The following is a 24,736-nucleotide window of genomic DNA, read 5'->3' on the forward strand; positions in this document are numbered from 1 at the left end:
GGAAAGGTGCTGAAACGATGAAGCCGACGATCCAGAGCAAGCTTCTGAAGCAGAGCGTTCCGTTCCGTTATTTTTCCGTTATGTCATATGGTTTATTGGTATTTGAAGAACTAAGGCTTCGTATGCTTTAGTTCTTTTTTTTGCAGGCCGATAAGATCCGGAGGTGTACTGATTCTTATGTCCAAATACAAACGCATTTTGATCAAATTGAGCGGCGGAGCCGTAGCGGGCGCCGGCGAATTCGGGTTTGACCCGGAGCGGCTCGAGCATATCGCAAGAGAAATCATAACCGTATTGGAGCTGGGCATCGAAGTTTCTATCGTCATCGGGGGAGGCAATATTTTCAGAGGCAATATGGCCGAGTATTGGGGCATTGAACGGGCCGAGGCGGATAATATCGGAACGCTCGCCACCGTCATCAACAGCTTGATGCTGCGCGGCGTGCTCAAGCAGAAGACGGGTAAAGAAGTGCGCGTCATGTCGTCGTTTCCCGTTAACGCCGTAGCGGAGCCGTATATCCGGTTACGCGCGATCCACCATTTGGAGAAAGGATACATCGTTATTTTTGCCGGGGGCAACGGCCAGCCTTACGTTACGACGGATTATCCGTCCGTCCAGCGGGCGCTTGAGGTGAATTGCGACGCAATTCTCGTCGCCAAGCAGGGCGTAGACGGCGTCCTCGACGGGGACCCGAGAATCAGGCCGGACGCCAAGGCCTACGCCTCGCTGCCTTATGACGAAGTGCTGAGCCGGAACTTGACGGTGATGGATCAGTCGGCCTTCATTCTGGCGCGAGACTATAAACTGCCGGTATTCGTATTCAACTTCGACAAAGCCGGCTCGATGAAGTCGATCTGCGAAGGCAAGCCCGAGGGAACGGCGATTTATGCGGAAGCCCCCGTCGCCTACAAGGATGAATAAGAAGATTATCGGCGGCTTGCCCCTGCATGAACAAGTCCCCCAAAAGTGACGTGATGCTCTGAAGCTTATTCCGTCCGCATCCGGCTTCAGCTGGATCGGCGTCTAACCATTCCGCTGGGATCGTTCTATGGTTACACATTACTTTTGGGGGAGCCTCCGGATATCCACAGGAAATGGCTGCGCCTCATTTCCTAAACAATTAAAAAAAGCCGGGAACTTCCTGCCCGCAGTGATTTGCCGCGGCGTCGCTCCCAGCTTTTCGCTTACAATACTTTCCCCAAAAATTCCTTCGTTCTCGGATGCTGCGGATGAGCAAACACTTCGGCAGGCTTGCCCTGCTCGACCACTTTGCCTCCGTCCATGAACACAAGACGGCTGCCGACCTCCCGGGCGAAGCCCATCTCATGCGTGACGACCACCATCGTCATCCCTTCGGATGCGAGCTGCTTCATCACGTCGAGCACTTCGCCTACCATCTCGGGGTCCAGCGCCGACGTCGGCTCGTCGAACAGCAGCACGTCCGGCGACATCGCCAGCGCGCGGGCAATGGCGATCCGCTGCTTCTGCCCCCCGGACAGCTGTCCGGGATAGCGGTCCGCCTTATCCAGCAGCCCGATTCTTCGCAGCAGCTCGCGCGCAATCCGATCGGCGTCGCCGACGCTCAGCTTCTTCAGCTTGCGCGGAGCGAGCGTAATATTCTCCAGCACCGTCATATGCGGAAACAGGTTAAACTGCTGGAACACCATTCCCATTTTTTGCCGCAGCGCGTTAATATCCGATTTGCCCTTCAGCAGAGATATCCCTTCGAAGACGACATCTCCGCCCGTCGGCTGTTCCAGCAGGTTCAGACAGCGCAGGAAGGTGCTCTTACCGGAGCCGCTCGGACCGATGACGACCACGACCTCGCCTTGTTCGATTTCCAAATCGATGCCGTTCAACACGTTATTGCTGCCGAACGCTTTATGCAAATCCGTTACTTTAATCAGAAGTCCTCATCCTCCTCTCCGCGATGCCGAGCACTTTGGACAAAGTGAAGGTGATGACGAAATAAATGATCGCTACAATGATCAGCGGCTCGAACGCGCGGAACGAGTTGCCCCGCACCGTATCGGCATTGTACATGAGCTCGCTGATCCCGATGACGGAGACGATCGACGATTCCTTGATAATGACGATAAATTCGTTGCCGAGCGCCGGGAGCACGTTGCGGATCGCCTGCGGCAAAATGATATGGCGCATCGCCATACTGTGCGGCATCCCGAGGGAACGCGCCGCCTCCATCTGCCCCTTATCGATCGCCTGGATGCCCGCGCGGAACGTTTCGGCTACATAGGCGGCGCTATTGACGGACAAGGCGACGACGCCGGCCAAAAATTCGGGAAATGCAGTGCCGAGCGCCGGCACTTCCGGGAACTCGATTCCGAGCTGCGGCAGCCCGTAATAGAATAAAAACAGCTGCACCAGCAGCGGCGTCCCGCGAATAAATTCAACGTAGGCCGTCGCTATCATCTTCAGCGGAGCGATCCGCGACAAGCGCATCAGCGCCAAAATAACGCCGAGAACAACCCCGATAATCACTGTAAACAGGGAGAGCAGCAGCGTAACCTTCGCGCCGTTGACGAAAAACATGTAATACTTGGGCAAAAATGAAAAATCCACCGGGTCACCTCCTCCTGTTTCGATTTTCGCTTAAAACCGAACAAAAACCGGCGCGTTTCGTATCCGCACAGGCTTTTGCACTGATTTAAACGATGCTTATTCCACCGATTCGTTCGCTTCGGTTACGAACTTGTCAACCGATTTGTCTTGAATCAGCTTGTCCAGCGTCTTGTTCATGGCGTCGACCAGATCGGCGCTGCCTTTCTTCACGGCGATAGCCGAACCGCTGTCCTCCGAAGACAGCTTGACGTCGGACAACACCAGATCCGGGTTTTTGGACAAATAGGCTTCGGCCACCGGCTGCTCGACGACGAGAGCTTCGGTTTTCTTGTTTTTCAGATCAAGCATCAAATCGGAAATTTTGCCGAGTGCCTTCATCTCGGAATTCGGCATTTGCTTGCGGACGATCTGCTCCTGCGTAGCGCCTTTTTGCGCGCCGACCCGCTTGCCTGCCAAGTCTTCTACCGCTTTGTACTTGTCCTTGTCTTCCGCGCGTACGACTACCTTTTGCACGGCCGTATAATAGATTTCGGTAAAATCGACGCTTTGCTTGCGCTCCGGAGTCGGCGTCATCCCGGAAATAATGAAATCGACATTGCCGGCTTCCAGAGCAGGCAGCAGACCGTCGAACTTCATATCCTTCACTTCAAGATTCACGCCCAAATCTTTGGCGATCGCTTTTGCAATTTCGATATCGAACCCTACGATTTCATCCTTCTTGTCGACTTCCTTATGAAACTCGTAAGGAGGGTAATCTGCGCTGGTACCAACGACGATCTTCCCCGCTTTCTTGATCTGATCCAGCTTGGCGGTTTGAGCCGCTGCCGGCTGATTCGCATTGGCCGGTTCGGCTGCAGGCTTCTGACCGCATCCGGCTGCAACCAGAGCCAAGCCGATAAGGACGGGGATAAGTGCTTTCTTTTTAAACATTGGTCAATTCTCCTTTCTAAATAACTTCAACATTATATAATAGAGCCCCAGCTTTGACAACACCGGGCCCTGCTTGCGCACATGGAAAAAAATGCCGTAGATTTCCGCACTCCATGCTTGTATAATAGATTAGTTTTCTATAATAGAACCGTTGGAGGAATCACTATGACATCCGGTCATCGCAGTCCTGTGCCGCTGTGGCTTATATTTACCGTGGGCATTGTCGCCATCTCCTGCTCATCGATCATTATCAAGCTGTCCGCAGCTCCCGTATCCGTCTCCGGGATGTACAGACTGCTCATTACCAACGTGATTATGCTGCCTCTCATGTGGAAATACATACCAGAAGTCAAACGATTAAATGGGAAAGATTGGCTGCTTCTGCTCGGATCGGGAATCGCGCTCGGACTGCATTTTCTGTTATGGATGGCGTCGCTGCGCTACACGACGGTTGCCAGTTCGACCGTGCTGATGACGCTGGAGCCGATCTTCGTGCTGGTCGGAGCCTATTTCGTCTATCGGGAGAGAACGACTCCGACCGCCGCCGCGGGAATCGGAGTGGCCGTCTTCGGCGCCATGCTGGTCGGCCTGAAAGATTTCGCCGTTTCCGGAACGGCGCTTCAAGGGGATATCTTATCCTTGCTCGGAACCGTCGCAGTGGCCGTGCACATGCTGCTCGGTCAAAAGCTAAGCAGGCATATATCGTCGACGCTGTACAGCTTCTCCGTCTTTCTCGTAGCGGCCTGCTTTTTTGCCGTCTACAACGGCTGGAACGGCATTGCGTTCACCGGGTACCCTGCCAAAGAATGGATTCTGTTCGCCCTACTGGCGGTTATCCCAACCGTGTTCGGCCATATTTTATTCAATTGGTCCTTGAAATTCGTCAATGCGGCTTCCGTCTCCACCGCCGTATTGGGAGAGCCGATCGGCGCTACTCTGCTCGCCTGGATGCTGCTCGGGGAATCCGTTAATCTGATTCAAATACTCGCAGGTCTCTTGCTTATTCTGGGAGTCTGGGTGTTCCTTCGCTACAATCAGGTGCGCTATGAAGCCAAACCGGCCCAATCGCAATCGCAAATCAAAGCATAAGTGATTCCCGTTCCAAATTAAAAAAACCATGCTCAGCCGTCAACGACAGACGTTCATGGTTTTTGGGCAATTTCGCTCAAATTTCGGCTTCCTGGCTAAGGAAGATCGGCTCGGGAAGATGAATGAAATCGTACAGTTGCTTCGTCACGCCGCCTTTGCCGAAACGCAGGATGCCGCCGCTCCGCTCTCTTCCGCCCCTCGCGTTAATGAGACGGAGGAAGGATAAGGTGGACTTGCGGCGCTGCAGCACATCGCGATAACCGAAACCGTACAGCCATTGATCGATCGTATTGTAAATACCGCGGTTCAAACCGAATGTCTGGAAACAATACGTTACGAATTGAATATCGGGCAGGTGAAGCACTTCCGATTCATCCAGCTCCGCCCATGGCTCTGCATTCGCTATCATCACGGGTCATCTCCCTTAATTGAATTTTATCGCGAAAAAAAGAGACTCTCCGGACCGGGCTTTGAAATTCTTGCGAACTCTCATGCCCCGTCGGGAGGTCTCCGGCAATCCGGTGGACCTTGTCTTCCCATTAGCCTCTGCGGCGGCTCCCTGGCGATCTGCCTTCGGCAGCGTTCTGATCTCGGAGGGCCGATTCCGATTCAAAGCGTTTGCGCTCCGTACGCTCGATTTGGACGATTCGGCCGTCATGGACGACAATTTGAACGGTTCCATACTCCAGCCCGTTAACCGAGTTCACAATTCGTTTGTTCCAAACGTCATCGATTTCCAATGGTTTAGCCATCGTAACCCCTCCATTATACATTATCCTCATCCGTTTTGTCGGATTATAATTAAAAGAGAAAACGTCTGCCGACGTCTTGTTGTAAAAGCAGCAGCAGCCTGTGTTGCGGGCTTAGCGTTATGTTTAGATCGTCCAATCGTACCAGTCCTGTTTTCGCTTATCAAGCGACAGCAGCCAGTTTTTGGTCGTCGACATCAGCTGTACGAACGACTGACCGGTAGAATACGTATGATCGGCTTGAAAAACGACTTCTTTATCGCACTGTCCTTGCGATCTGAGCCAGAACAGCTTCTGGTACAGGAAGCAGTAATCGACAGGGATCACCTCGTCATTCGTCCCATGAACGAGCAGCACATCGCCGCCGAACTTGCGCGTCTGCTCGAACGGCTGGTGCCTCGTCAGCGATTCGAAATATTCCGGCTTGAACGAATAGCCCAAGTAATCGGATGACCCTAGCTGCACGGCTTCCTCGTATGTTTTCTTACCGGTAATTTTAATAATATCGTTAAACGGATGAGCTACGGCCGACCAGAGCACCAAGGATTTGACCCGTTTATCCTTCGCAGCCGTCAGCACCGCTACGGCGCCTCCCAAGCTATGCCCCAGCAAAATGACGCGCGTAGGATCTACGCAATCGATGCCTAGAGCGTAGTCGATGACGGATCGCGTTTGGTCGATCATTGCATCAAGACCTCCCGCCCCGTAATCGCCGGTGCTTTCGCCGCATCCGGCAAAATCGAATCGCAGCACCATATATCCCAGCTCGGTAAATTCCCGCGCCGCCTTGACGAACAACCGGTTTACTCCGACCCGGCTGCCGATAAATCCGTGGGCGATAATGATGATCGGGTTTTTCGAGCCTGTAGAGGCCGGATAATGAAGAGTCGCCGCCAGCTCCTCTTGATCGCTTCGTATTGTAATATGATGTTCCATGACAACTCTTCCTTTCCGTTTGCTGGATTTAGATGTGTACCGGAAGCGGATCGATCTTCAGTCCGTTCTCAACCGTCCGATGCTCCTGTTCATTAAACAAATAAACGCGATGAATCAATACTTGCACCCGGTCTCCCGGCTTGAGCGCTTCCTGCTCCAAGGAGCGGTAAGCAAATATAGTTTGCCCGGCCAATTCGACCTCTATTTGCCAGTTCGTTCCGCGGAAATAAACGTTTTTTACGGTACCGGGCTCGGATGCGGACGGAAATGAAATTTCCGAGGCATAACCCACTTCTACGAACTCGGGCCGAATAATCGCTTTCGCCTCGCGCAGCTCCGCCTGCTCGAAGCCTTTGAAGCGGGTAATATGTTCCAAGCTGTTGGACTCCCCGATAAAGCCGGCTACGAACGGCGTCTGCGGGCGCTGATAGATGTCAATCGGCGCTCCCTGCTGCTCCAGCGTCCCCTGATGGATAATCATAATCTGATCGGCCACCTCGACGGCTTCCTCCTGGTCATGGGTGACGAAGATCGTGGTGATGCCGACCCGGTTAATCATATCCTTCAGCCACGTCCGCAGCTCCTTGCGCACCTTCGCGTCAATCGCGGCGAACGGCTCGTCGAGCAGCAGCAGCTGGGGCTCCGGCGCAATCGCCCTGGCGAACGCGACCCGCTGCCGCTGTCCGCCGGACAGCTGGTGGGGCAGCCGCTTCTCCAGCCCCTTAAGACCGGTCAATTCGATAAGCTCGGTAACTCTCGCCTTAATCTCCTGCTTGCCGCGCTTTTGCACCGTCAATCCGAAAGCGATATTGTCGTACACGCTCATATGGCGGAACAGCGCATAGTTTTGAAAGACGAAGCCGATGCCGCGTTCCTGCGGCGGCAGATCGTTGACTTTTTTGCCGTGGAACCAGATTTCGCCGGAATCCGGCTGTTCAAGTCCCGCCAGCATCCGCAATATGGTCGTTTTTCCGCCGCCGCTCGGTCCGAGCAGCCCGATCAGCCTGCCTTTTTCGATTTCGAAGCTGACCTGCTTGGTAGCCTGAAACGTGCCGAACGTTTTCATCAATTGTTTCGCTACGATATGCATGGTTCCCTACTCTCCTTCCTGCTGCTGAGTCCTGTTAAATCTCCACTCCACGATTGCCTTTACGACCAGCGTCACGACGGCCAGCAGCACGAGCAGCGAAGCCATGGCGAAAGCGCCGGCGAAATTGTATTCGTTGTACATGATCTGAATATGCAGCGGGATCGTATTCGTAGAGCCGCGGATATGACCGGAGACGACGGATACGGCGCCGAACTCTCCCATCGCTCTCGCGTTGCACAGGATGATGCCGTACAGCAGCCCCCACTTGATGTTGGGAACCGTTACTTTCCAGAAGATGCGCCAGCCTTTGGCCCCTAGCGTGACGGCGGCTTCTTCCTCTTGCACGCCTTGAGCCTGCATGAGCGGAATCAGCTCGCGTGCTACGAACGGAAACGTAACGAACACCGTCGCCAGGACGATACCCGGCAGAGCGAAAATAATCTTGATGTCATGCTCGCCGAGCCACGGGCCGAACCAGCCTTTCGCGCCGAATAGCAATACATAGATGAGACCTGAAATCACGGGCGAGACGGCAAACGGAAGGTCAATCAGTGTGATAAGCAGGTTTTTACCTCTAAATTGGAACTTGGTAATGGCCCATGCTGCGGCCAGGCCGAACACAACATTGAGCGGAACGGCTATTCCGGCCGTCAATAACGTCAGCCGAATCGCGGCGGCCGCATCGGGATCGGAGAAAGCGTTGAAATACACCTCGCTGCCTTTGCGGAAAGCCTCGACGAACACCGAAACCAAAGGGAGCACGAGCAACGAACCCAGAAACAAGATGGCGATGCCAATCAAAATCCATTTTACGACCGTCGGTTCGGTGATGTGCCGCGGTCTTTCCCGCGTTACCGAACCTGCTTTCACGGTTGCCACATATCCGGCCATGATAGATCCTCCTGAAAGTTTTGCCGAAGCAAAACCGGATTATTTACGAAGCACTGTTCAAGCGGTTCGCACGCCACTGAATGAAATTGATGACGAGCAGCATCAGGAAGGATATGACGAGCATTACGAGTGCTATTGCCGTAGCGCCCGCGTAATCGTACTGCTCCAGCTTCGTCATAATGAGCAGCGGCGCGATTTCCGTCTTCATCGGCATATTGCCGGAAATAAAGACGACCGATCCGTACTCGCCCACCGCTCTGGCAAACGCCAAGGTAAAGCCCGTTAATAAAGCCGGCAGCAGCTCGGGAAAAATAACCTTCGTGAACGTCTTCCATCTCCGCGCGCCCAAGCTGACCGCAGCCTCTTCGATCTCCTTCTCCAGCTCTTCAATCACCGGCTGCAGCGTGCGTACGACGAACGGAATGCCGATAAAAGTGAGCGCCAAGGTAATGCCTATCGGCGAAAAGGCGACCTTGATGCCGAGCGGCTCCAGCAAGCTGCCGATCCAGCCGTTCTGCGAGTAAATCGTCGTCAGCGCGATCCCCGCCACCGCCGTCGGCAGTGCGAACGGCAGATCGACCAGGGCGTCGATGAACCGTTTGGCCGGGAATGAATAGCGCACCAGCACCCAGGCGACGATAAAGCCGAATACCGTATTGACCAGCGCCGCGCCTATCGCCGTTCCAAAGCTGATTTTATAGGAGGCGACTACCCGCGGATCGCCGACCGTATGCCAGAACTGCTCCCAAGACAGACCGGACGTTTTGATGAAGATAGCGGATAACGGGAACAAAACGATGAGGCTGAGATACAGTACCGTATATCCCATCGACAATCCGAAGCCGGGTAAAATACTCCGTTCCTTCCAACCTTTTGCCATGGATTTCTCTCCTCTGACTCGCAATCTCTCTTCTATTGAACGACCGTATTACGGTTTATAGATTTGGTCGAAAACGCCGCCGTCGTTAAAATGCGTCTGCTGTGTTTTGGTCCATCCGCCGAACGGCTCGTCGTCGATCGTGAACAGATTGACTTTGCTGAACTGCGATTCATACTTTTTGGCTACCGATTCCAGACGCGGGCGATAGTAGTTTTTGGCGGCGATCGTCTGGCCTTCTTCCGAATACAAGTATTCCAGATACGCCTGCGCGACTTCTCGCGTTCCCTTCTTGTCGACTATTTTATCGACGACGGCGACCGGCGGCTCAGCCAACACGCTGATGGACGGAGTTATAATCTCGTATTTGTCTTTGCCGAACTCGTTAATCGAGAGATACGCTTCGTTCTCCCAGGCGATCAGCACGTCGCCGATGCCGCGCTGCACGAAGGTTGTCGTAGAATCGCGCGCGCCGGAATCGAGCACGGGCACGTTTTTGAACAGCTGCTGCACGAAATCTTTGGCTTTGGCTTCGTCTTTGCCGTACTTCTGATAGGCGTAGCCCCATGCCGCTACATAGTTCCAACGGGCGCCGCCGGACGTTTTCGGATTCGGAGTGATGACCTGCACGCCGGGCTTGATCAGATCGTCCCAGTCTTTAATTCCTTTCGGGTTGCCCTTCTTCACCAGAAAAACGATCGTTGAAGTATACGGCGAGCTGTTGCTTGCCAGCTTCTTCTGCCAATCCTTCTGAATGAGCCCCGCTTCCTGAATCGCATCGATATCGTAAGCGAGCGCCAGCGTAACGACATCCGCTTCCAAGCCGTCGATGACCGAGCGGCCTTGTTTGCCTGAGCCGCCGTGCGACTGTTTGAAGGTAACGGTCTGGCCGGTTTTATTTTTCCAATAGGTTGAGAACGCCTTGTTAAAATCCTGGTACAACTCGCGCGTAGGATCGTACGAAACATTGAGCAGCTCGACCGGTTTGGCCGCCGCCGTCTTGTTATCTCCGCTTCCCGCAGAAGCGTCCTGCGCAGCCGGAGCCGAGCCGCCGCCGCAAGCGGTCAGGCCGACCAAGGATAAGCTGAGCAAACTGACCACGGACCACTTTTTCCAATTGACATGAAACATATTGATTTCTCCCCTCGACATTTCGTTCTTCTTAAGGTTCGACCATATGTAATCGATTGTCGGCGCTGGGCAAGACTCGCTTCAGCGTTGGAATCTCCGGTGGTCCGGTCGATCAACATATATTCCGATGTGATTACTATGATTTATAGTCAGTATATTAGCACCGCTGGTACATTGTGTCAATCGTTTTTTGCAAGAACAAATCCCCAAAAGTGACGTGATGCTCTGAAGCTTATTCCGTCCGCATCCAGCCTTAGCTGGATCGGCGTCTAACCCTTCCTCTGGGATCGTTCTATGGGTAGACATTCCTTTCGGGGGAGACCACGGATATCCACAGGATATGGCTGCGCATCATTTCCTAAACAACGAAAAAACCTTCGGATTACGTGCATCCGAAGGTTTCATATTATCATTGCCGGGTGGTCGCATGCGCGGCGCATTCATCGCAATATCCGAAGATTTCGAAGCGGTGGTTGACGACTTGGAAGCCGTCCGGGAGGTTCGGTACCTGCTTCATCGGGCAAAATTCGAAGGTGACCGTTTTTTCGCATTGAAGACAGATCATATGATGATGATGATGCGTTTGACAGCGAGCGCGGAATTTCACGCCGTCATTCAAATAAAACTGCTCCAGCACTCCCATCTCGCTAAGCAAACGAAGATTCCGGTACACCGTGTCGAAGCTGACCCCCGGATACTTCTGCCGCATCGATTCGTACACGTCCTTCGGCGACAGATAGCCTTCCGCTTCCGCGAACAGAGTCGCCAAGCTCTTGCGCTGGTCCGTAATTCTCCAGCCTTTGTTGGACATGGCGCGAACCATCTCCTGAACCATTTCCTGCGTATCGCGCTGCTCGTGTTCATGTTGGTGTTTTGACATGATTTATCCCTCAATTATCGCATACTTAGGTTAATAATGCCTTAAATCGGGTATAGAGTCAATCTTTTTGCTCCAAAGCTTTCAGCTCGGCCGCCAGCCTATCCTTGGAAAAATGCTCGCCGATAAAGACGGCGACGTTCGGCACCGCTTCCTTCGGTGCAATTTTGACAAAATCCATTTCACGGTAAGCGTACTGGAATAAAAATAAGCTTGCGGTATCGGAAAACCGCAAAATCCCTTTAGCGCGGTATACTTCCTCCGGCAGTCTGCCCACCAGCTCCTCAAACGCCTCGCTGTCGATCGGGCCCGAAAAATAATGCGTGTATACCATGACATGATCATGCGAATGATGGCTGTGCACTTCATGCCCGTTCTCATGATCGTGTTCGTGCGACGGATGGCTGCAAGCTTCGCCGTGCTCATGGCCGCAATCGTGGCGCTCCGCACCGCCGGCCCGGGACGGAACCTCTGCCGTGCCTGCGGACCGTTCTATAGCGTCGAACATCGCCATATCGACCTGACAGCGAACGGTAGCCGTCATCGGCGCCGCCGGGTTCAGCTCGCGGATCTCACTCTCCAGCTCGGCCAGCCGCCCGGGCTCGATCAGATCGATCTTGTTCAAAATCAGCTGCGTCGCGCAGCGGACTTGATCCTGCATCAAGCGGAACGTCTTTCCCTTGCCGTTCTTCTGAGCCAGCAGATGCGCCGCATCGATCACCGTGATTACCGATTTGAGCTCCAGCTCCGTCAGCAGCGACGCATCCGTCACTCCTTCGAGTATTTCGATCGGATTCGCCGCCCCCGTGCATTCGACGAAAATGACGTCGGGATCGTTGTCCCGGATCAAATCCCTCAGCTCCAGCCCCAAGTCGCCGCGGATCGTACAGCAAATGCAGCCGCTCAGCATCTCCGTCATCGGGACGCCGTCTTCGACCAGCATGCCGTCCAGATTGACATCGCCCAATTCGTTCATCAACACGGCCGGCTTGCGGCCGCTCAGCTTATAATAATCGATGGCCTGCGACAGCAGGGTCGTCTTCCCGCTCCCCAAAAAGCCGGATAATATGTGTACAGGTACGGCTCGTTTCATTCTTTTCTCTCCTTAAGGACAACCGTCTATATAGAAAATTGTAGCTCTCATTGCCCGCAATGTCAATTATAAGTAATTATTACGATTAAAAATAAGATTCATCCGTCCGAGGCGAAAGCTTTCCCCAAATAAAGAAAGACGCCTGACGGCGCCCTTGTAAACATCTATTTCTCTTTCCTCCGCACATTGGCAGATTAAGCGCGGCCCGATCTTAGCATTGCTTGTAAAGTTCCGCTCGGCTAGTGCCGGGAAGCCTCCCCTTATTCGGCCTGTTCCTCTATCTTCCCTTCAAGCTGCATATAGCTTTCGTACAGTTGTTCCAGCTCCTCGTCGCTGGCCTGCCAATAACCGCGCTGATGGCTTTCGAGCAGCGTTTCCACCATATGGTGATACGCCCAAGGATTATTGTCCTCAAGCCGCCGGCTCATCCGCTCGTCGGCCACGTACGTTTCGTGCAGCTGCCGGAAAATCCACGGATCGACCCGATTCGTCGTGGCGGCCAGGCCGAGCACATTCTCGAACCGCCGGGCAATGTGCTGCGCTCCGTGATAATCGTGCCGAAGCAAACCGTCGATCCACTTCGGATTGGTCAGCCGGGTCCGTACTCCGCGCAAGATCGATTGCTCTACCGGCTCACTCCATACTTCCTCCCCTGTCGTGTCGGTAATGACGATGTCCGCTTGACTGCCTTTGGCCCGTTCGACCGATTTGGCAAGCCCGCCGAAATATTCATAGTAATGATCCAGATCGGTGATCTCATGCTCATGATTGCTGCGCACCTGCGAGACGATCTCTACAGCCGACAGCTGCCTGCGGAACAATCCGGGCATCGGCGTCCCTCTATGCTGCCCGCTGTACAGATGCTGCAGCCTTTTCGTAAACAATTCGGCGAATTGCGACTCATCCTCCCACTGCTTCGTCTCGATGAGCCGGCTTATCGAGGTTCCGTATTGTCCTTCGGCAGGTCCGAAGATGCGGGCGCAGGCCATATCCCACGCTTCGCCGGGCTCATAGCCTTCCTCCACCAGCGCACGGTGCAAAAGAAGCGACTGCTTCTTGAAGCCGTTCGCAACCTCCGGCTCATCGAGCTCGGATACGCGAACGAACAATTCATGCAGCTCCTGCAGCACATTCGGAAACATGTCGCGGAAAAAGCCGCAGATCGTAATAAGCACATTGATTCTCGGCCGTCCGAGCTCCTCCGCCGGCACGATCTCGTAATTCGAGCGGGCCCAGCTCATCCGTTCATTAACGCGAACGCCGAGATAATGCAGTATTTGCCCCACCGTTTCACCTTGCGTGCGCGAGGTTTCAAGGCCCCACAGGACAACGGCTGCCGTCTCCGGGTAGCTGCCGTTCTTCTCATAATGCATGCGCAGCGTATTGTCTGCGATGGCGGCACCGCGCCGGACCGCAGCGGCGCTCGGCACCGAGCGCGGGTCAAATTGCACCAGATTGAAGCCTGACGGGAGCACCTCGGGTTGGCGAATCGCATCGCCGGCTAAGCGTACCGGAATATAGCGCCCGTCCAGCGCCTGCAGCAGATGCTCCTCTTCCCGGTTAAGCCGCGAAGCCTCGTAGGCGGACCGTCCGCCGGCAAGCGCGGCTTGCAGCTCCTCCAATTGCCCGGGGTTCGGCTGCAGCTCGCCGGGCAGCTCTTGGCCGGCCATGTAACGCTCCAGCGCAGCGGCTTCCAGCGCGTCCAGCCGCTCCAGAAGCTCGCGGTCCGGCTGCTCCTGCAGCTTCTCGTCGTCGATGCCGACGCAATCGGCAATGATGCCGCGAAGCGAGCGGCCGCCGGCTCCGAAGCGCAGAACGAAGCGGGCGTACTGCAATGCGGCTTCATGCTCCAAGCCCTCGCCCAGCACATGCAGGCCGCTCGGAATAGCGGAGCGGCTCGTCCGGTACAGTTCCGTCTCTATCGCCTCGATCGTATCCGGAAGCTTAAGCCGCTCGGCCTGCTCGGCGATAAGTCCGCGGATGACGGGGCAGCGGGAAGGATCGGAACGTTCCGCTTCCCGATATTCGTGCAGCAGCGCATCCAAGCCGCCGTATTCCCCGTACAGCTCCGATACCGTGAAAGGAGGGGACTGGTACCCGATCAGCACCGCATGGCTTCTGCGCTTGGCGATCATCGCTTCGGACGGGTTTCCGACATAGTAATAATATAAATGAGGCAAATCGCCGATCAGATGATCCGGGAAACATGCCGAAGACATCCCGCTTTCTTTCCCCGGCAAAAATTCCAAAGTACCGTGCGTCCCGACATGAATGACGGCATCCGCTTCAAAGCTGTCTCTCAGCCATTCGTAAAAGGCAGCATATTGATGCGGAGGCGGCAGCGACGAGTCGTGATACGTTTTCTCCGGATGCTCGTGAACGCCGCGGGCCGGCTGCAAGCCGACGAAGACGCGCCCGACTTGAATGCCGGGTATAAGAAACTGACCGCTGCGGACCATAACGTCCCCCGGCGGCGTGCCCCATTCCTGCTCCATCTCGTCGGCCCGCGGCATGGAACCGAACCGACTCTCGTAACCGGAAGCTCCATAGCGAATCATGCCGCCTTGATGATCCGGCTCGCTCCAATGGGGAGAATTGACAATGCCGCCGTCCACGAACCTCGACTTGACTTGCTCCGCCGTCAGCGCTTCCGTGTCGTACCCTTCCCGGACAAGCAGCTGCAGCAGCCTGGCGGCGGAGGCGAACGTATCGAGGAAAGCGGCTCCGAACACATTGCCTTCTCCCGGCGGATAGTTATAGCAGATGACGGCGACGTTCTTCTCCGCGCGGGGCTTGGATTGCAGCCGGAGCCAGCGCTGCATGCGCCCGGCAAGCCGCTCCACCCTGTCGGGGATGAGGCGAAGCTCCTTCATACGAAAAGCGGACGGCGCTTCATCCCCTTCTTCCGTTACTTCGTGGAGCGCGGCGACAGGAAGCATTTCGATGCCTCCGTCCAGCTCGGGCAGCATCATCTGCACCAAAAACTCGGACGGCGTCAGCCCTTGAGGCGAGGCCATCCACTCCTTCCGTTCGCGTTTGGTTAACAAAAAAGGATGCAGCAGCGGAGCTCCCAGCTTCTCCAGCATAGCCGTCATTTTTTGCGAATCGCCTCCCACCGGCCCTGCTCCGAGCCGGAACGGGAGCAAGCTCACGATCAGGCTCGCCGGCCGCCCGCCGTTCTCCAACAGCGCCTGCAGCCGGTCCGCGTCGGCTCCCGCCAGCGCGGGAAAAGCGATAGGCAGTACATGCGCAAATGACCGGATTCGCTCGATAATGCCGGCGGCGCACCCGGCGGTATGCATCGGATAGCTTCTTGCGGAAAACAACACTGCGACGACGGGCAGCCCTTCCTGATGGGGATGAGCTGCCAGATGCTCTTGCCGCGTTGCGTAATAGGTACCCGTACCCGGCTCCCATAATCCCAGCTCCTGCAAAACGACGGGCGGCTCCGGCTCGGGCCAATGGCCGAATCCCCCGTATTCCCGGCCGATAAGGAGGAACAATTGATGCAAGTTATGCGTTCCTCCGCCGCGCCAATAATCGATAATGCGCAGATAGTTGGCGTAATCTCTCCTCTTCTCCGCGGATAAGCCTTGCGGAGAAGCGAAACGGCGATCGCCGCGCGACGGCGGAAGCTCGCTTGCTTCCAGCGAGCCGAGCCGAGCAAGCTTACGCAGCGGCTCGGCATCCCCGCCGACAACAATTTTGTGCGCCGAAGAATCGGCGCATGCTTGCAGCGAAGGCTGCAGCCATTCATAGGAGGTGCCGTGCGGGTCCAGAAGCAGCAGACCCGCTTCCTCGGCAGCCTGCTTCATCGCAGCGGCCCATTCCGGCTCAGCCGCCTGCTCTTCATGGAAGACAGACAACCGGATATGCCCGTAATAAGGGGCGGCCGGCTGTTTCATCAAGCGGGATACATCGGCCGCGGCGGAATACGATGTCGTTAGTAAAGCGATATGCAACATGTCGGTTTCTCCCTTTCTCTTGCGACTTACATCAGCTTGCGCACGGCGGCGGCAATTCGTTCCCCCTCCAATTGCTCCAGCTTCAAATAACGGGCGCCGAGCGAACGGGCCAGCTTGTGCGCCTGCCCCAGCTGAACGGGCCCTTGCTCCGTATCGACGATAAGAAGCGGAATTTGCGCCGCGGCGATTGCCCGCCCGATGCGGACGCACTCTTCCCATACTTGTTTCGTTCCCATTCCCTCCTCGCCGATCCCCTCGTTGGCTCTGCAATCGCTGAGCAGCACAAGAATCGGCGATACCTCCCGCCGTTTGCGCATTTCTGCAGCCAATGTCTCTCCGCCTTTGCGCAGCGCGTGCGCCAGCGGTGTTTTCCCGCCGGTCGGCATCTCCCGCAGGCAGCGCTCCGCCAGCTCCACGCTGCGGGTAATGTCCAGCGCCAACTCCGCTTTGCGCCCGCGGAAGGCGACCATGCCTACGCGGTCTCTCTTCAGGTAAGCGTCTTTCAGCAGCGACAATACCGCTCCTTTCACGGCCTTCATCCGCTCTCTAACCCCCATTGAGCCGCTGGCGTCCACAACAAATAAAATCGTGCTGCCGCATTTCCTTCGCCGCTCTTTCATGCGGATATGCTCGGGGAGAATGACAAGCGCCCGCTCCTTTTCCGCATACATCCGCTGATAAGGAGCGGCTGCCCGCAGCGTAGCGTCCAGCGCCAGATCGGCCGGCTTCCCAATAGGGACGGAAGCTCCGACATACCTCCCCTGCCGCGTGCCCGCGAGGCTCGTATCGCGCTTGCCCGATGCTGCGCGCAGCGCTTTGGGCGACGGAGGCGACGCCCAATCCGGCTGCCGTACCTCGAAGGTACCGCCGATAGCCGCAACCGTTTCTCGGGCCGTCCGGGACATGTCCCCCGTTGCCGGACGATGCTCCTGAGAAGCCGCCGAAGCGTCCTGCTCCCGTTCGGCGCGGCGTTGACCGGCAGAGCCGGAACGATCGAGCGGGGCCCGGCTTTCTCCGCGCCGTCCCGCTTGCTCCTCAGCCGCTCTATGCTCCGCCGTTTCGCCGCAGGCTCCGGCGCGTTCCGGTTCGGCAGGCGGCTTCGCCCGCTCTGCGGGGCGGGCGAAGCCGCCGGTTTCGCCGCGGCGCGGCTTATCGGTACCGGCGGCATCCGCCTCCGGCCCGCCGCGCTTCATGCGGTGCGGCAGCGCATAAGCCGCCGCTTCCTGCACGTGCCGCGCCTCTACCGCGCGGCAGCCTTCCCAGGCTGCGGCCGCTCTCGCGCAGCCTATAAGCGCCAGCTCGGCGCGATGCCCGTCGCAGCCGGCTTCTTGCGCGATCGCCGCCGCGAGCTCCAGCTCGGCGCGCCCGGCCGCAATGTGCGGCAGGCGGAGCCTTGCCGCCGCAATGCGCTTGCGCAGCGCCTCCGTCTCGGCGACGCAGCCTGCGGCGAATGCGGCGCGGTTCGCCTCGAAAGCGAGCGTCCGGCGAATAATTTCGCAGCGCCGCTCCCGCTCGGCCACCGTCTCCATCGTAACGCCGATGGCGAAACGATCGCGGACGGAAGCGGGCAGCTCTCCTTCGCCGGGGTCCATGCAGGCGATCAGCGCGATGCGCGACGCATGGACGGCGGACACGCCTTCGCGCTGCAGCTCCATCTGCCCCGATGCAGCTGCGTTGAGCACGATTCTCAGCGCCGAATCGTCCAGCAAGTTGACGGCATCGATATACAGGAAGCCGCCGTCCGCCTCGGCGAGCAGGCCTTTCTTTGCGCGTCTGCTTCCCGATCGCAGCGCTTCCTCCCAATCCGCCGACCCGGCGATGCGGTCCTCGGAGGCATGGGCGGGCAGCTCTTTCCATGGACCTGCAGCCTCATCCTCAGGCAGCAGCCGGGACAAGCCGCGGGCCAGCACCGATTTGCCCGTACCCGGCGCTCCCTGCAGCAGCAATCCTCCGATGCCGGGATGTACCGCCAACAATAGCAGCGCGCGCTTCGCTCTATCCTGGCCTTCAACCGCGCAGAAAGGCAGCGAAGCTGCGACCGCTTCTTCTATTGCCTGCCGCTTCATGCGAAGCTCGTTTCCTCGATCAACCGTTCCCATACGTCCGCCCCCTCGCGCTCTTCGAACGGACGCTTACGCAGCCGATGCGGCAGCACAAACCTCGCCGCCGCCCATATATCGGCCTCGCTCGCCTCCGTCCTCCCGTCCCAAGCGGCCATGGTCATAGCCGTCTTGATCATCGTAATATCGGCGCGGTGTCCGTCCACCTCGCAGCGGATGGACAGCTCCGCCGCCCGCTCCAGCAGCCGGTCCTGCAGCGGTATGCGGGGAAGCAGCTCCCGTGCCCGGTTGATGCGGGCAAGCAGGCTGCTCTGCTCCTGCTCATACCGCCCGCAAAAGCTTGCCGGATCGCTTTCAAAAAGCAGTCTGCGGCGTACGACCTCGGCGCGGCCCTCAACGTCCCGTTCTCCCCCGACCTCTACCGACAAGGCGAAACGGTCGAGCAGCTGCGGCCGCAGCTCCCCTTCCTCCGGATTCATGGTGCCGATCAGAATAAACCGGGATGGATGGGAGAACGATATCCCCTCCCGCTCCACCGTGTTCACTCCCATAGCTGACGCATCGAGCAGGACGTCGACCAGATGATCCTCAAGAAGATTGATCTCATCGACGTACAAAATATGCCCGTGCGCTTCGGCCAGCAAGCCGGGCTCGAACTTTTTCTCGCCGTGCCGGATCGCATGCTCGATATCCAGCGTGCCTACAAGGCGGTCTTCCGTCGCGCTGACCGGCAAATTGACGACCTTCAATTCCGGCAGCAAATCCGCCAAGGCGCGAACCGCGGTCGATTTGGCCGTTCCCTTCTCCCCTTTGACCAGAACTCCTCCCAGCATCGGATTGACGACCGATAACAGCAGAGCCTGCTTCATCGCATGCTGGCCGACGATGGCGGTGAACGGATATAGATGATGCTGCGCGTTGATGCTATTCATCGCTTTTCTTCCTCCTCTTGCCGCTCTCGGCTATGTATTAATCCTCTGGTTACAATAAGCGGCTTGCCCGTCTCGACGTCGGCGATCACACTGGCGTCCACTCCGAAAACATCGCCCAGCATGCGGGGAGTCAGCACGTCGGCAGGTGAACCCTGGGCATATATTTTACCGGCGCTCATAACAATGAGCTCATCGCTGTAGCGGGCCGCATGATGCATATCATGAAGCACCATAACGACCGTAATAGGAAGCGTTCGGTTCATCTGACGGACAAGCTCCATAATTTCGATTTGGTGACGAATGTCAAGAAACGTCGTCGGTTCGTCAAGCAGCAGCACCCGTGGCCGCTGCGCGAGCGCCATCGCGATCCAGGCCCGCTGTCGCTCCCCTCCCGACAACTGCCCGAGAGGCCGATGCGCAAGCGGCCTCATGCCTGCCGCGCCGATCGCCCATTCTATGATCTCCCGGTCCTCGTCTGTCTCTCCCTGCATGAAAGTCCGGTGCGGATAGCGCCCGAATGCGGCCAATTGCTGCACCGTCCATTCGGCGGCGCTTTCCTGCGTTTGCGCAAGCAGCCCCAACTGCCGCGCAGCCGCTTTGCCGCCCATCCGGTACAACTGCTTGCCGTCCAGCAGCACGGCTCCGTCATCCGGCTTCAGCTGGCGGGCCAATGCTTTGAGAAGCGTGCTTTTGCCGCATCCGTTCGGTCCGATTACGGCATGGATGCGGCCTTCCGTAAAAGCAAGGTCCAGTTTGTCTATCACCGTCTTTCCTTCATATGAAAGGCGCAGCGAACGAGCCGCCAGAACGCTCATACCCGATCCCCTTTCCTTCTTAACAAGTAGAGAAAAAACGGCGCGCCCAGCGCCCCCATAATAATGCCGACAGGCAGCTCCACCGGCGCAAAAATCAATCTCGCCACCGTATCGCAGCAAGTGACGACGCCGGCCCCCAGAAGCGCGGACGCCGGGATAAGCAGGCGATTATCGCCGCCGACCAGAAGCCGCGCGGAATGCGGCACGATCAATCCGACGAAGCCAAGCAAGCCGGCAACGCTGACGGCGCTTGCCGCAAGCAGCGTGCCGACGGCCGTCAGAAAAAGCCGAACGGCTTCCACCGGCAGCCCCAGGCTTCGCGCCTGAGCGTCTCCCAGCAGCAGCACGTTCATTTTGCCCGAACCGATAAGAGCAGCCGTAATGCCGATTAGCGTATACGGTAAAATAATACCGACATGAGGCCAGCTTTTGGCGGCCAACCCCCGACAAGAAATACAAGCGCGCCGTGCACCCGGTCGCTGTAGAACGTTAACAGCGCCGAAATGCCCGATCCCAGAAAAGCGGATACCGCTACTCCGGCCAGAATGACCCGCATCGGGCTAATGCCGTTTTTCCAGGCTAGAAGATAGATGAACAGCGCGGCGGCCGTCGCACCGAGGAAGGCGACCGGCGTTAACATGCCCTGCATATGCGGAAACAAAATCAGAAGGATGATGCCCGACAGCCCGGCCCCCGAAGAGACTCCGATAATATGCGGGTCGGCGAGCGGATTTCGCATAACGCCTTGCAGCAGAACGCCGGCAACGGCGAGATTCGCTCCCACCAGCGCGGCGACGATCGTGCGCGGCAGCCTGATGTTCCACAGCACCTCCCGCAGCGCCCCCGTCTTACCGGTAAACAAATAACCCGCCACATCCTTGACAGGAATAGCCACCGCACCGCTCGCTACGCTGAAAAGAAGCGATAAACCGAGAAAGAGCATGATGAACAGCGCTGCTGCGGGCACTCGCACTCTCGTTCCCATCCTGTCGGTCCGCTCTCTTCCCGGCCGCGATTGGTTCTTCCTTTTCCCCTCCGGCGATGCATGAGCAGGCTGAACTTCGGCGGAAGGTTTAATCGGCATGGCCGTATATCTCCGGATACACAAGCTTGCCCATGTACAGAACAGACTCGTCGAGCTTCAAGCCGGGGTTCGTCAAAAACAAAGACGACGGGGCGATGATCATCCTTCCTTCCTTAACGGCCCTTAGCGAGCTCCAGGCAGGATTGCTCTGCAGATCCGACTTGATTTTCCGCTCCCCGGTATCCTTACTGCCGTGAATGACGATAAAGATGTAATCGGGGTCCAGCTCCACCAGCTTTTCCAGACTATAAGGCGTCGTGGTCGGGCTCTTCTGCGAAGGCGTCAGCGTCTCCGCCACATTCGTCAGCTTGAGCAGCTTCGCTATTTCAAGTCCTGTCGTATCGCTGCGCTGCAGAGATATGCTGGCCGGCGTCACGTTCATCATCGCAAATGTTTTCGTCTCTGCCGGCCGCTTGAATAACAGCTGCTGCAAGCGCCCGTCCAGCGCGGCGAGCAGCTCCGTCGCATGAGGCTCCGTGCCGGCCAGCTTCCCCATCAGCTGGGTCTGCCGGATAATGTCTTCATAAGAATTCAGCCGCATCAGCGCCAACGGAATGCCGCTCGCCGCCAGCGCCTCCTGCAACGAGCTGTGAAATTGCGGGTGGCCGATGACCAAATCCGGCTTGAGCGCCACCAGCTGTTCCAAGCTCGGGCTGCTCAACTGTCCGACGCTGACCGCCTGCTCCGCTCCCTTGGGCGGCTGAATGTCCGGCGTATCCGTTCTTCCGACCGCTTGCCCGCCGACGGAATATAACAGATCCAAGTATTCCGGATTCAATACGACGATCCGCTCCGGCTTTTTGTGCAGCACCACCTGTTTGCCGGTGCTGTCCTCCCATTGCGCGAACACGGCGGCTTCCTGCGAGTTATTCCCGCCGGATGCGTTCACCGCCGCAGGAGCATCCGGAAGCTCTCCCCTGCCGGCAGGGGCCGTTCCCGCGGGTTCGGTTCCGCAGCCCGACAACAAAGCAATAGCCAATAGCGTGGAAACTACCGTTATGTAAGAAGCGTATCTCGGTTTTGACAGCAATCTGAACCTCTCCTCATTTTATCTAATTGTAATTTTTACTATAGTAATAATTACGATTTATAGTGTAATGGATTTCATTTCACCCGTCAATCGAAAATTGGCGTGCCGCAAGGTAAACACGCCCGGCCTCGCCGCCCGCCGTTTCAAACCGGCGACGATCAGCGCAGGCGGCCCCACGCTTTGGTATATATCCCGCTTTGAACGCCATATGCATAAAAGGGTATGATAGAATAACGGGCGGCGGTTGCTGCAGACTAGCGCGGAGGTGAGGCAATGAAATCTTTACTGGGTCCGTCCATTCAAATCGATCCGTCCTTCCCCTACTATTCGAACCGCTCCGAGCAGAGCATAGCCGATGAACTGCTGGCCGCAGGGTACCGTGTCGTTCATTATTTCGTAACCGACGAAACAAAAGTAAACGGCAAGCTGGTCGACCGATTGCACAGAGAGGGAATGACCGTCTGGGCTATGGTTCTCGGCAACGGCGCCTATACGACCGCCCATTTGCCGAAGGATTGGCCGGACTGGCAGATGCAGCTTCTGAAGCCGGTTCATGACGGCTATTATCGCCTCTCCCCTTTCAGCTACCGTTATACGGAATGGAAAAAGCAGGCCGCCGCAGATCTCGTGCGTACATATCCCTTTGACGGCTTCGAGATCGCGGAGCCGTATTTTCCCGAGTGGAACGGGCTGTCCAGCGGCGTCTACGGCGACTTGGGCCCCTATGCCCGGGCGCAGTTCAAGCTGCAATACGGCTCTCCCATCCCGGAATTTCGCTACTCCTCGTCGCCGCATTATTATAAAAGCAATCCGATCCTCTACCGGCAATGGATCGAGTTTCGCGTAGACGCCGTAAACCGGTTTTTGTTCGAAATCATCAACGGTCCCGGCGGTGTCCGGGAAGCGCGTCCCGATATTCGTATCGCGACGTGGTCGCTTGGGGTCGATGCGGGCCCGGACGCCGTCGGCAAGCTGCGGGAATACCAAGGCATCGACGCCGTGTCCATGGTCTCGACCGTCCGTCCCGACGCGCATTTCGTTCAGACGCATTGGCCCGATTGGATGCGCTGGAGACTGCCTGCGGACTACGCCAAACGCTACGAACCGTTCGTCGCAAGAGTCCGCGTGCTGCATCCCGGCTTGCCTCTGGGACTGCAGACGGATATCGGCTCCCTGAAGCCGATGCGGCGCTCCCGCGGTTGGCTGGAGCGGTTCGCCGCCGTATCCGGCGCGCTCGGTTATGCGACATGGACCGCTTACGAGCACCATCTTGGCAAGGCCATGTACACGGAGCAGCCGCAGCCGGTGCGGGCCGAACGGCATGGCGAAGAGCGAGTCAAGATCGTTTTTCAAAAGCGGGTTGATCCCGCCTCAGCCTCGCCGCCCGACCGATATGAGATCGTAACCGGCCGTAAGTCCTCGAGCCACCCCTTATATCCGGATCATGTGAAGGTCGACGGGAGTACGGTCTGGCTCCGAAGCGGGCAATTCCCCAAGGAAGCGTTCGAATTGTCCGTCTCCGGTATTAAGGACACTCCCGAATTGTGGCTTTTTCCGGAAAAGCGCGGCAACGAGATGTCGGCCCCTTATCATATTAAGGTGGACGGCACGGACAAAAACTCCAGCCTCTGACGGGAGAACCGGGCATGTTGATTCATCGGTAGTACGCGGCCTGAAGAGGCCGCTTATTTTATCGATGTGACTTTCGATGTGATTTTCGATGGGATGCGATGCGATGGGATGCGAACCGATGCGCTTGCGTCAGGAGCGATGACGGTAGATTCCGGCCGACCATGATCATGTATCGTTGCGATCCGACCGGCGGTCTCGGTATGCCGTTCGGTCGCTTCAGTAAAATCACGCATGACTATGTTGGTAAAAAAACGAATTTTCGGGAATGATAGGATCAGCGGCGAACCGCTTATTTTATCGTAATCGGAGTGAATGCGAAGATGACTTCCACATCATGGAAGGAACAGAGGGCTAACGCGGTCAGCCACGGCTTCGGAGCCGTGCTAAGCGCGGCGGCGCTCATAATGCTGCTCATGCGATCATGGCAATCGGGCAATATGCTGACGCTGCTCGGGGGCGGCGTATTCGGAGCTTCGCTGCTACTGCTCTACGTCTCGTCTACTCTGCTGCACAGCTCCAAGGAGGAACGGCGGATCGCCGTTTATGAAACTTGGGATCACGCGGCCATCTATTTGCTTATCGCCGGAACCTACACCCCCTTCCTGCTCGCCCTCCGCTCGGAAACCGTGGGCGTCTGCATGTTGGCGGCCGTCTGGACGCTGGCGTTGATCGGCATTGCGATGAAGCTGAAGTATCCCGGGCGGTTTCTGCAGCTCTCGATAGGCCAATATTTGCTGATGGCCTGGCTGGTCGTGCTGATTATCCGTCCCCTGCAGCAGTTGATGCCGCCGGCGGGCGTCGCCTGGCTGGTAGCCGGCGTTATGCTGTACAGCACAGGCAGCATCTTCTATTTTTGGCGCCAAATGCGTTATCATCACGCTGTCTGGCATTGCTTCGTCGTCGCCGGAAGCGCCTGCCATTTCATCGCGGTGTACGGCTATGTCATGCCCCTCTTCAACCGCTGAAAATGCAGGT

Annotated in this window: 21 protein-coding genes and 1 pseudogene; 4 read left to right on the forward strand and 18 right to left on the reverse strand. The window is 57.0% G+C overall.

The window, feature by feature from the left end; genetic code table 11:
- Nucleotides 1-177: 177 nt before the first annotated feature.
- On the forward strand, nucleotides 178-921 hold the full coding sequence (pyrH, locus tag SK3146_RS03435) for a UMP kinase (protein WP_249863758.1): 744 nt from the start codon (nucleotides 178-180) through the stop codon (nucleotides 919-921).
- A 263-nt stretch (nucleotides 922-1,184) separates the two neighbouring features.
- On the opposite strand, the gene SK3146_RS03440 is transcribed toward pyrH, so the two are convergent.
- The 3 genes from SK3146_RS03440 to SK3146_RS03450 form a co-directional block, all read right to left on the reverse strand.
- On the reverse strand, nucleotides 1,185-1,907 hold the full coding sequence (locus SK3146_RS03440) for an amino acid ABC transporter ATP-binding protein (RefSeq protein ID WP_249866160.1): 723 nt from the start codon (nucleotides 1,905-1,907) through the stop codon (nucleotides 1,185-1,187).
- Nucleotides 1,900-2,580, reverse strand: a complete 681-nt coding sequence (locus SK3146_RS03445) for an amino acid ABC transporter permease (RefSeq protein ID WP_249863759.1) — start codon at nucleotides 2,578-2,580, stop codon at nucleotides 1,900-1,902. The genes SK3146_RS03440 and SK3146_RS03445 overlap by 8 nt, the downstream gene beginning before the upstream one ends.
- Before the next feature lie 96 nt (nucleotides 2,581-2,676).
- A complete protein-coding gene (locus SK3146_RS03450; protein ID WP_249863760.1) occupies nucleotides 2,677-3,510 on the reverse strand; it encodes an ABC transporter substrate-binding protein in 834 nt (277 codons plus the stop codon).
- 165 nt (nucleotides 3,511-3,675) lie between these two features.
- Between SK3146_RS03450 and SK3146_RS03455 the strand changes: the two genes are divergently transcribed.
- Nucleotides 3,676-4,599, forward strand: coding sequence for a DMT family transporter (locus SK3146_RS03455; protein WP_249863761.1), 924 nt, complete (start codon nucleotides 3,676-3,678; stop codon nucleotides 4,597-4,599).
- A gap of 76 nt (nucleotides 4,600-4,675) precedes the next feature.
- On the opposite strand, the gene SK3146_RS03460 is transcribed toward SK3146_RS03455, so the two are convergent.
- The 15 genes and pseudogenes from SK3146_RS03460 to SK3146_RS03530 form a co-directional block, all read right to left on the reverse strand.
- The gene (locus tag SK3146_RS03460) at nucleotides 4,676-5,008 is read right to left on the reverse strand and encodes an RNA-binding protein (protein ID WP_249863762.1); all 333 of its coding nucleotides are present in this window, start codon (nucleotides 5,006-5,008) and stop codon (nucleotides 4,676-4,678) included.
- A gap of 130 nt (nucleotides 5,009-5,138) precedes the next feature.
- Nucleotides 5,139-5,351, reverse strand: a complete 213-nt coding sequence (locus tag SK3146_RS03465) for a YezD family protein (protein WP_249863763.1) — start codon at nucleotides 5,349-5,351, stop codon at nucleotides 5,139-5,141.
- Between the two features lie 123 nt (nucleotides 5,352-5,474).
- A complete protein-coding gene (locus tag SK3146_RS03470) occupies nucleotides 5,475-6,284 on the reverse strand; it encodes an alpha/beta hydrolase (protein ID WP_249863764.1) in 810 nt (269 codons plus the stop codon).
- A 28-nt stretch (nucleotides 6,285-6,312) separates the two neighbouring features.
- Nucleotides 6,313-7,374, reverse strand: a complete 1,062-nt coding sequence (locus SK3146_RS03475; protein ID WP_249863765.1) for a sulfate/molybdate ABC transporter ATP-binding protein — start codon at nucleotides 7,372-7,374, stop codon at nucleotides 6,313-6,315.
- A gap of 6 nt (nucleotides 7,375-7,380) precedes the next feature.
- A complete protein-coding gene (gene cysW / locus SK3146_RS03480; protein ID WP_249863766.1) occupies nucleotides 7,381-8,265 on the reverse strand; it encodes a sulfate ABC transporter permease subunit CysW in 885 nt (294 codons plus the stop codon).
- Nucleotides 8,266-8,308: 43 nt separating this feature from the next.
- Nucleotides 8,309-9,145 carry a sulfate ABC transporter permease subunit CysT gene (gene cysT, locus SK3146_RS03485; RefSeq protein ID WP_249863767.1) on the reverse strand — a complete coding sequence of 279 codons (837 nt, stop codon included), beginning with the start codon at nucleotides 9,143-9,145 and terminating at the stop codon, nucleotides 8,309-8,311.
- Between the two features lie 48 nt (nucleotides 9,146-9,193).
- A complete protein-coding gene (locus SK3146_RS03490) occupies nucleotides 9,194-10,273 on the reverse strand; it encodes a sulfate ABC transporter substrate-binding protein (RefSeq protein WP_249863768.1) in 1,080 nt (359 codons plus the stop codon).
- A 409-nt stretch (nucleotides 10,274-10,682) separates the two neighbouring features.
- Nucleotides 10,683-11,153: a Fur family transcriptional regulator gene (locus SK3146_RS03495; RefSeq protein WP_249863769.1), complete on the reverse strand. Its 471-nt coding sequence runs from the start codon at nucleotides 11,151-11,153 to the stop codon at nucleotides 10,683-10,685.
- A gap of 58 nt (nucleotides 11,154-11,211) precedes the next feature.
- Nucleotides 11,212-12,243, reverse strand: a complete 1,032-nt coding sequence (locus SK3146_RS03500) for a CobW family GTP-binding protein (RefSeq protein WP_249863770.1) — start codon at nucleotides 12,241-12,243, stop codon at nucleotides 11,212-11,214.
- A gap of 260 nt (nucleotides 12,244-12,503) precedes the next feature.
- Complete coding sequence (locus tag SK3146_RS03505) at nucleotides 12,504-16,208, reverse strand: cobaltochelatase subunit CobN (RefSeq protein WP_249863771.1); 3,705 nt, start codon at nucleotides 16,206-16,208, stop codon at nucleotides 12,504-12,506.
- Between the two features lie 26 nt (nucleotides 16,209-16,234).
- Nucleotides 16,235-18,307: a VWA domain-containing protein gene (locus tag SK3146_RS03510; protein WP_249863772.1), complete on the reverse strand. Its 2,073-nt coding sequence runs from the start codon at nucleotides 18,305-18,307 to the stop codon at nucleotides 16,235-16,237.
- Entirely contained in the window at nucleotides 18,271-19,200 is a 930-nt protein-coding gene (locus SK3146_RS03515; protein WP_249863773.1) for a magnesium chelatase ATPase subunit I, read from the reverse strand. The genes SK3146_RS03510 and SK3146_RS03515 overlap by 37 nt, the downstream gene beginning before the upstream one ends.
- Entirely contained in the window at nucleotides 19,197-19,964 is a 768-nt protein-coding gene (locus SK3146_RS03520; protein ID WP_249863774.1) for an ABC transporter ATP-binding protein, read from the reverse strand. The genes SK3146_RS03515 and SK3146_RS03520 overlap by 4 nt, the downstream gene beginning before the upstream one ends.
- A gap of 47 nt (nucleotides 19,965-20,011) precedes the next feature.
- Nucleotides 20,012-21,099 (reverse strand): annotated as a pseudogene (locus SK3146_RS03525) (FecCD family ABC transporter permease).
- The gene (locus SK3146_RS03530) at nucleotides 21,089-22,129 is read right to left on the reverse strand and encodes an ABC transporter substrate-binding protein (protein WP_249863775.1); all 1,041 of its coding nucleotides are present in this window, start codon (nucleotides 22,127-22,129) and stop codon (nucleotides 21,089-21,091) included. Before SK3146_RS03530 ends, SK3146_RS03525 begins: the two are co-directional and overlap by 11 nt.
- 273 nt (nucleotides 22,130-22,402) lie before the next feature.
- Between SK3146_RS03530 and SK3146_RS03535 the strand changes: the two genes are divergently transcribed.
- Together SK3146_RS03535 and trhA are read left to right on the forward strand one after the other, a co-directional pair.
- Entirely contained in the window at nucleotides 22,403-23,761 is a 1,359-nt protein-coding gene (locus SK3146_RS03535) for a poly-beta-1,6-N-acetyl-D-glucosamine N-deacetylase PgaB (RefSeq protein WP_249863776.1), read from the forward strand.
- Nucleotides 23,762-24,081: 320 nt separating this feature from the next.
- Complete coding sequence (gene trhA / locus SK3146_RS03540) at nucleotides 24,082-24,726, forward strand: PAQR family membrane homeostasis protein TrhA (RefSeq protein WP_249863777.1); 645 nt, start codon at nucleotides 24,082-24,084, stop codon at nucleotides 24,724-24,726.
- Nucleotides 24,727-24,736 lie beyond the last annotated feature (10 nt).

This window comes from Paenibacillus konkukensis (assembly GCF_023523925.1).
Classification (GTDB): Bacteria; Bacillota; Bacilli; order Paenibacillales; family NBRC-103111; genus Paenibacillus_S; species Paenibacillus_S doosanensis.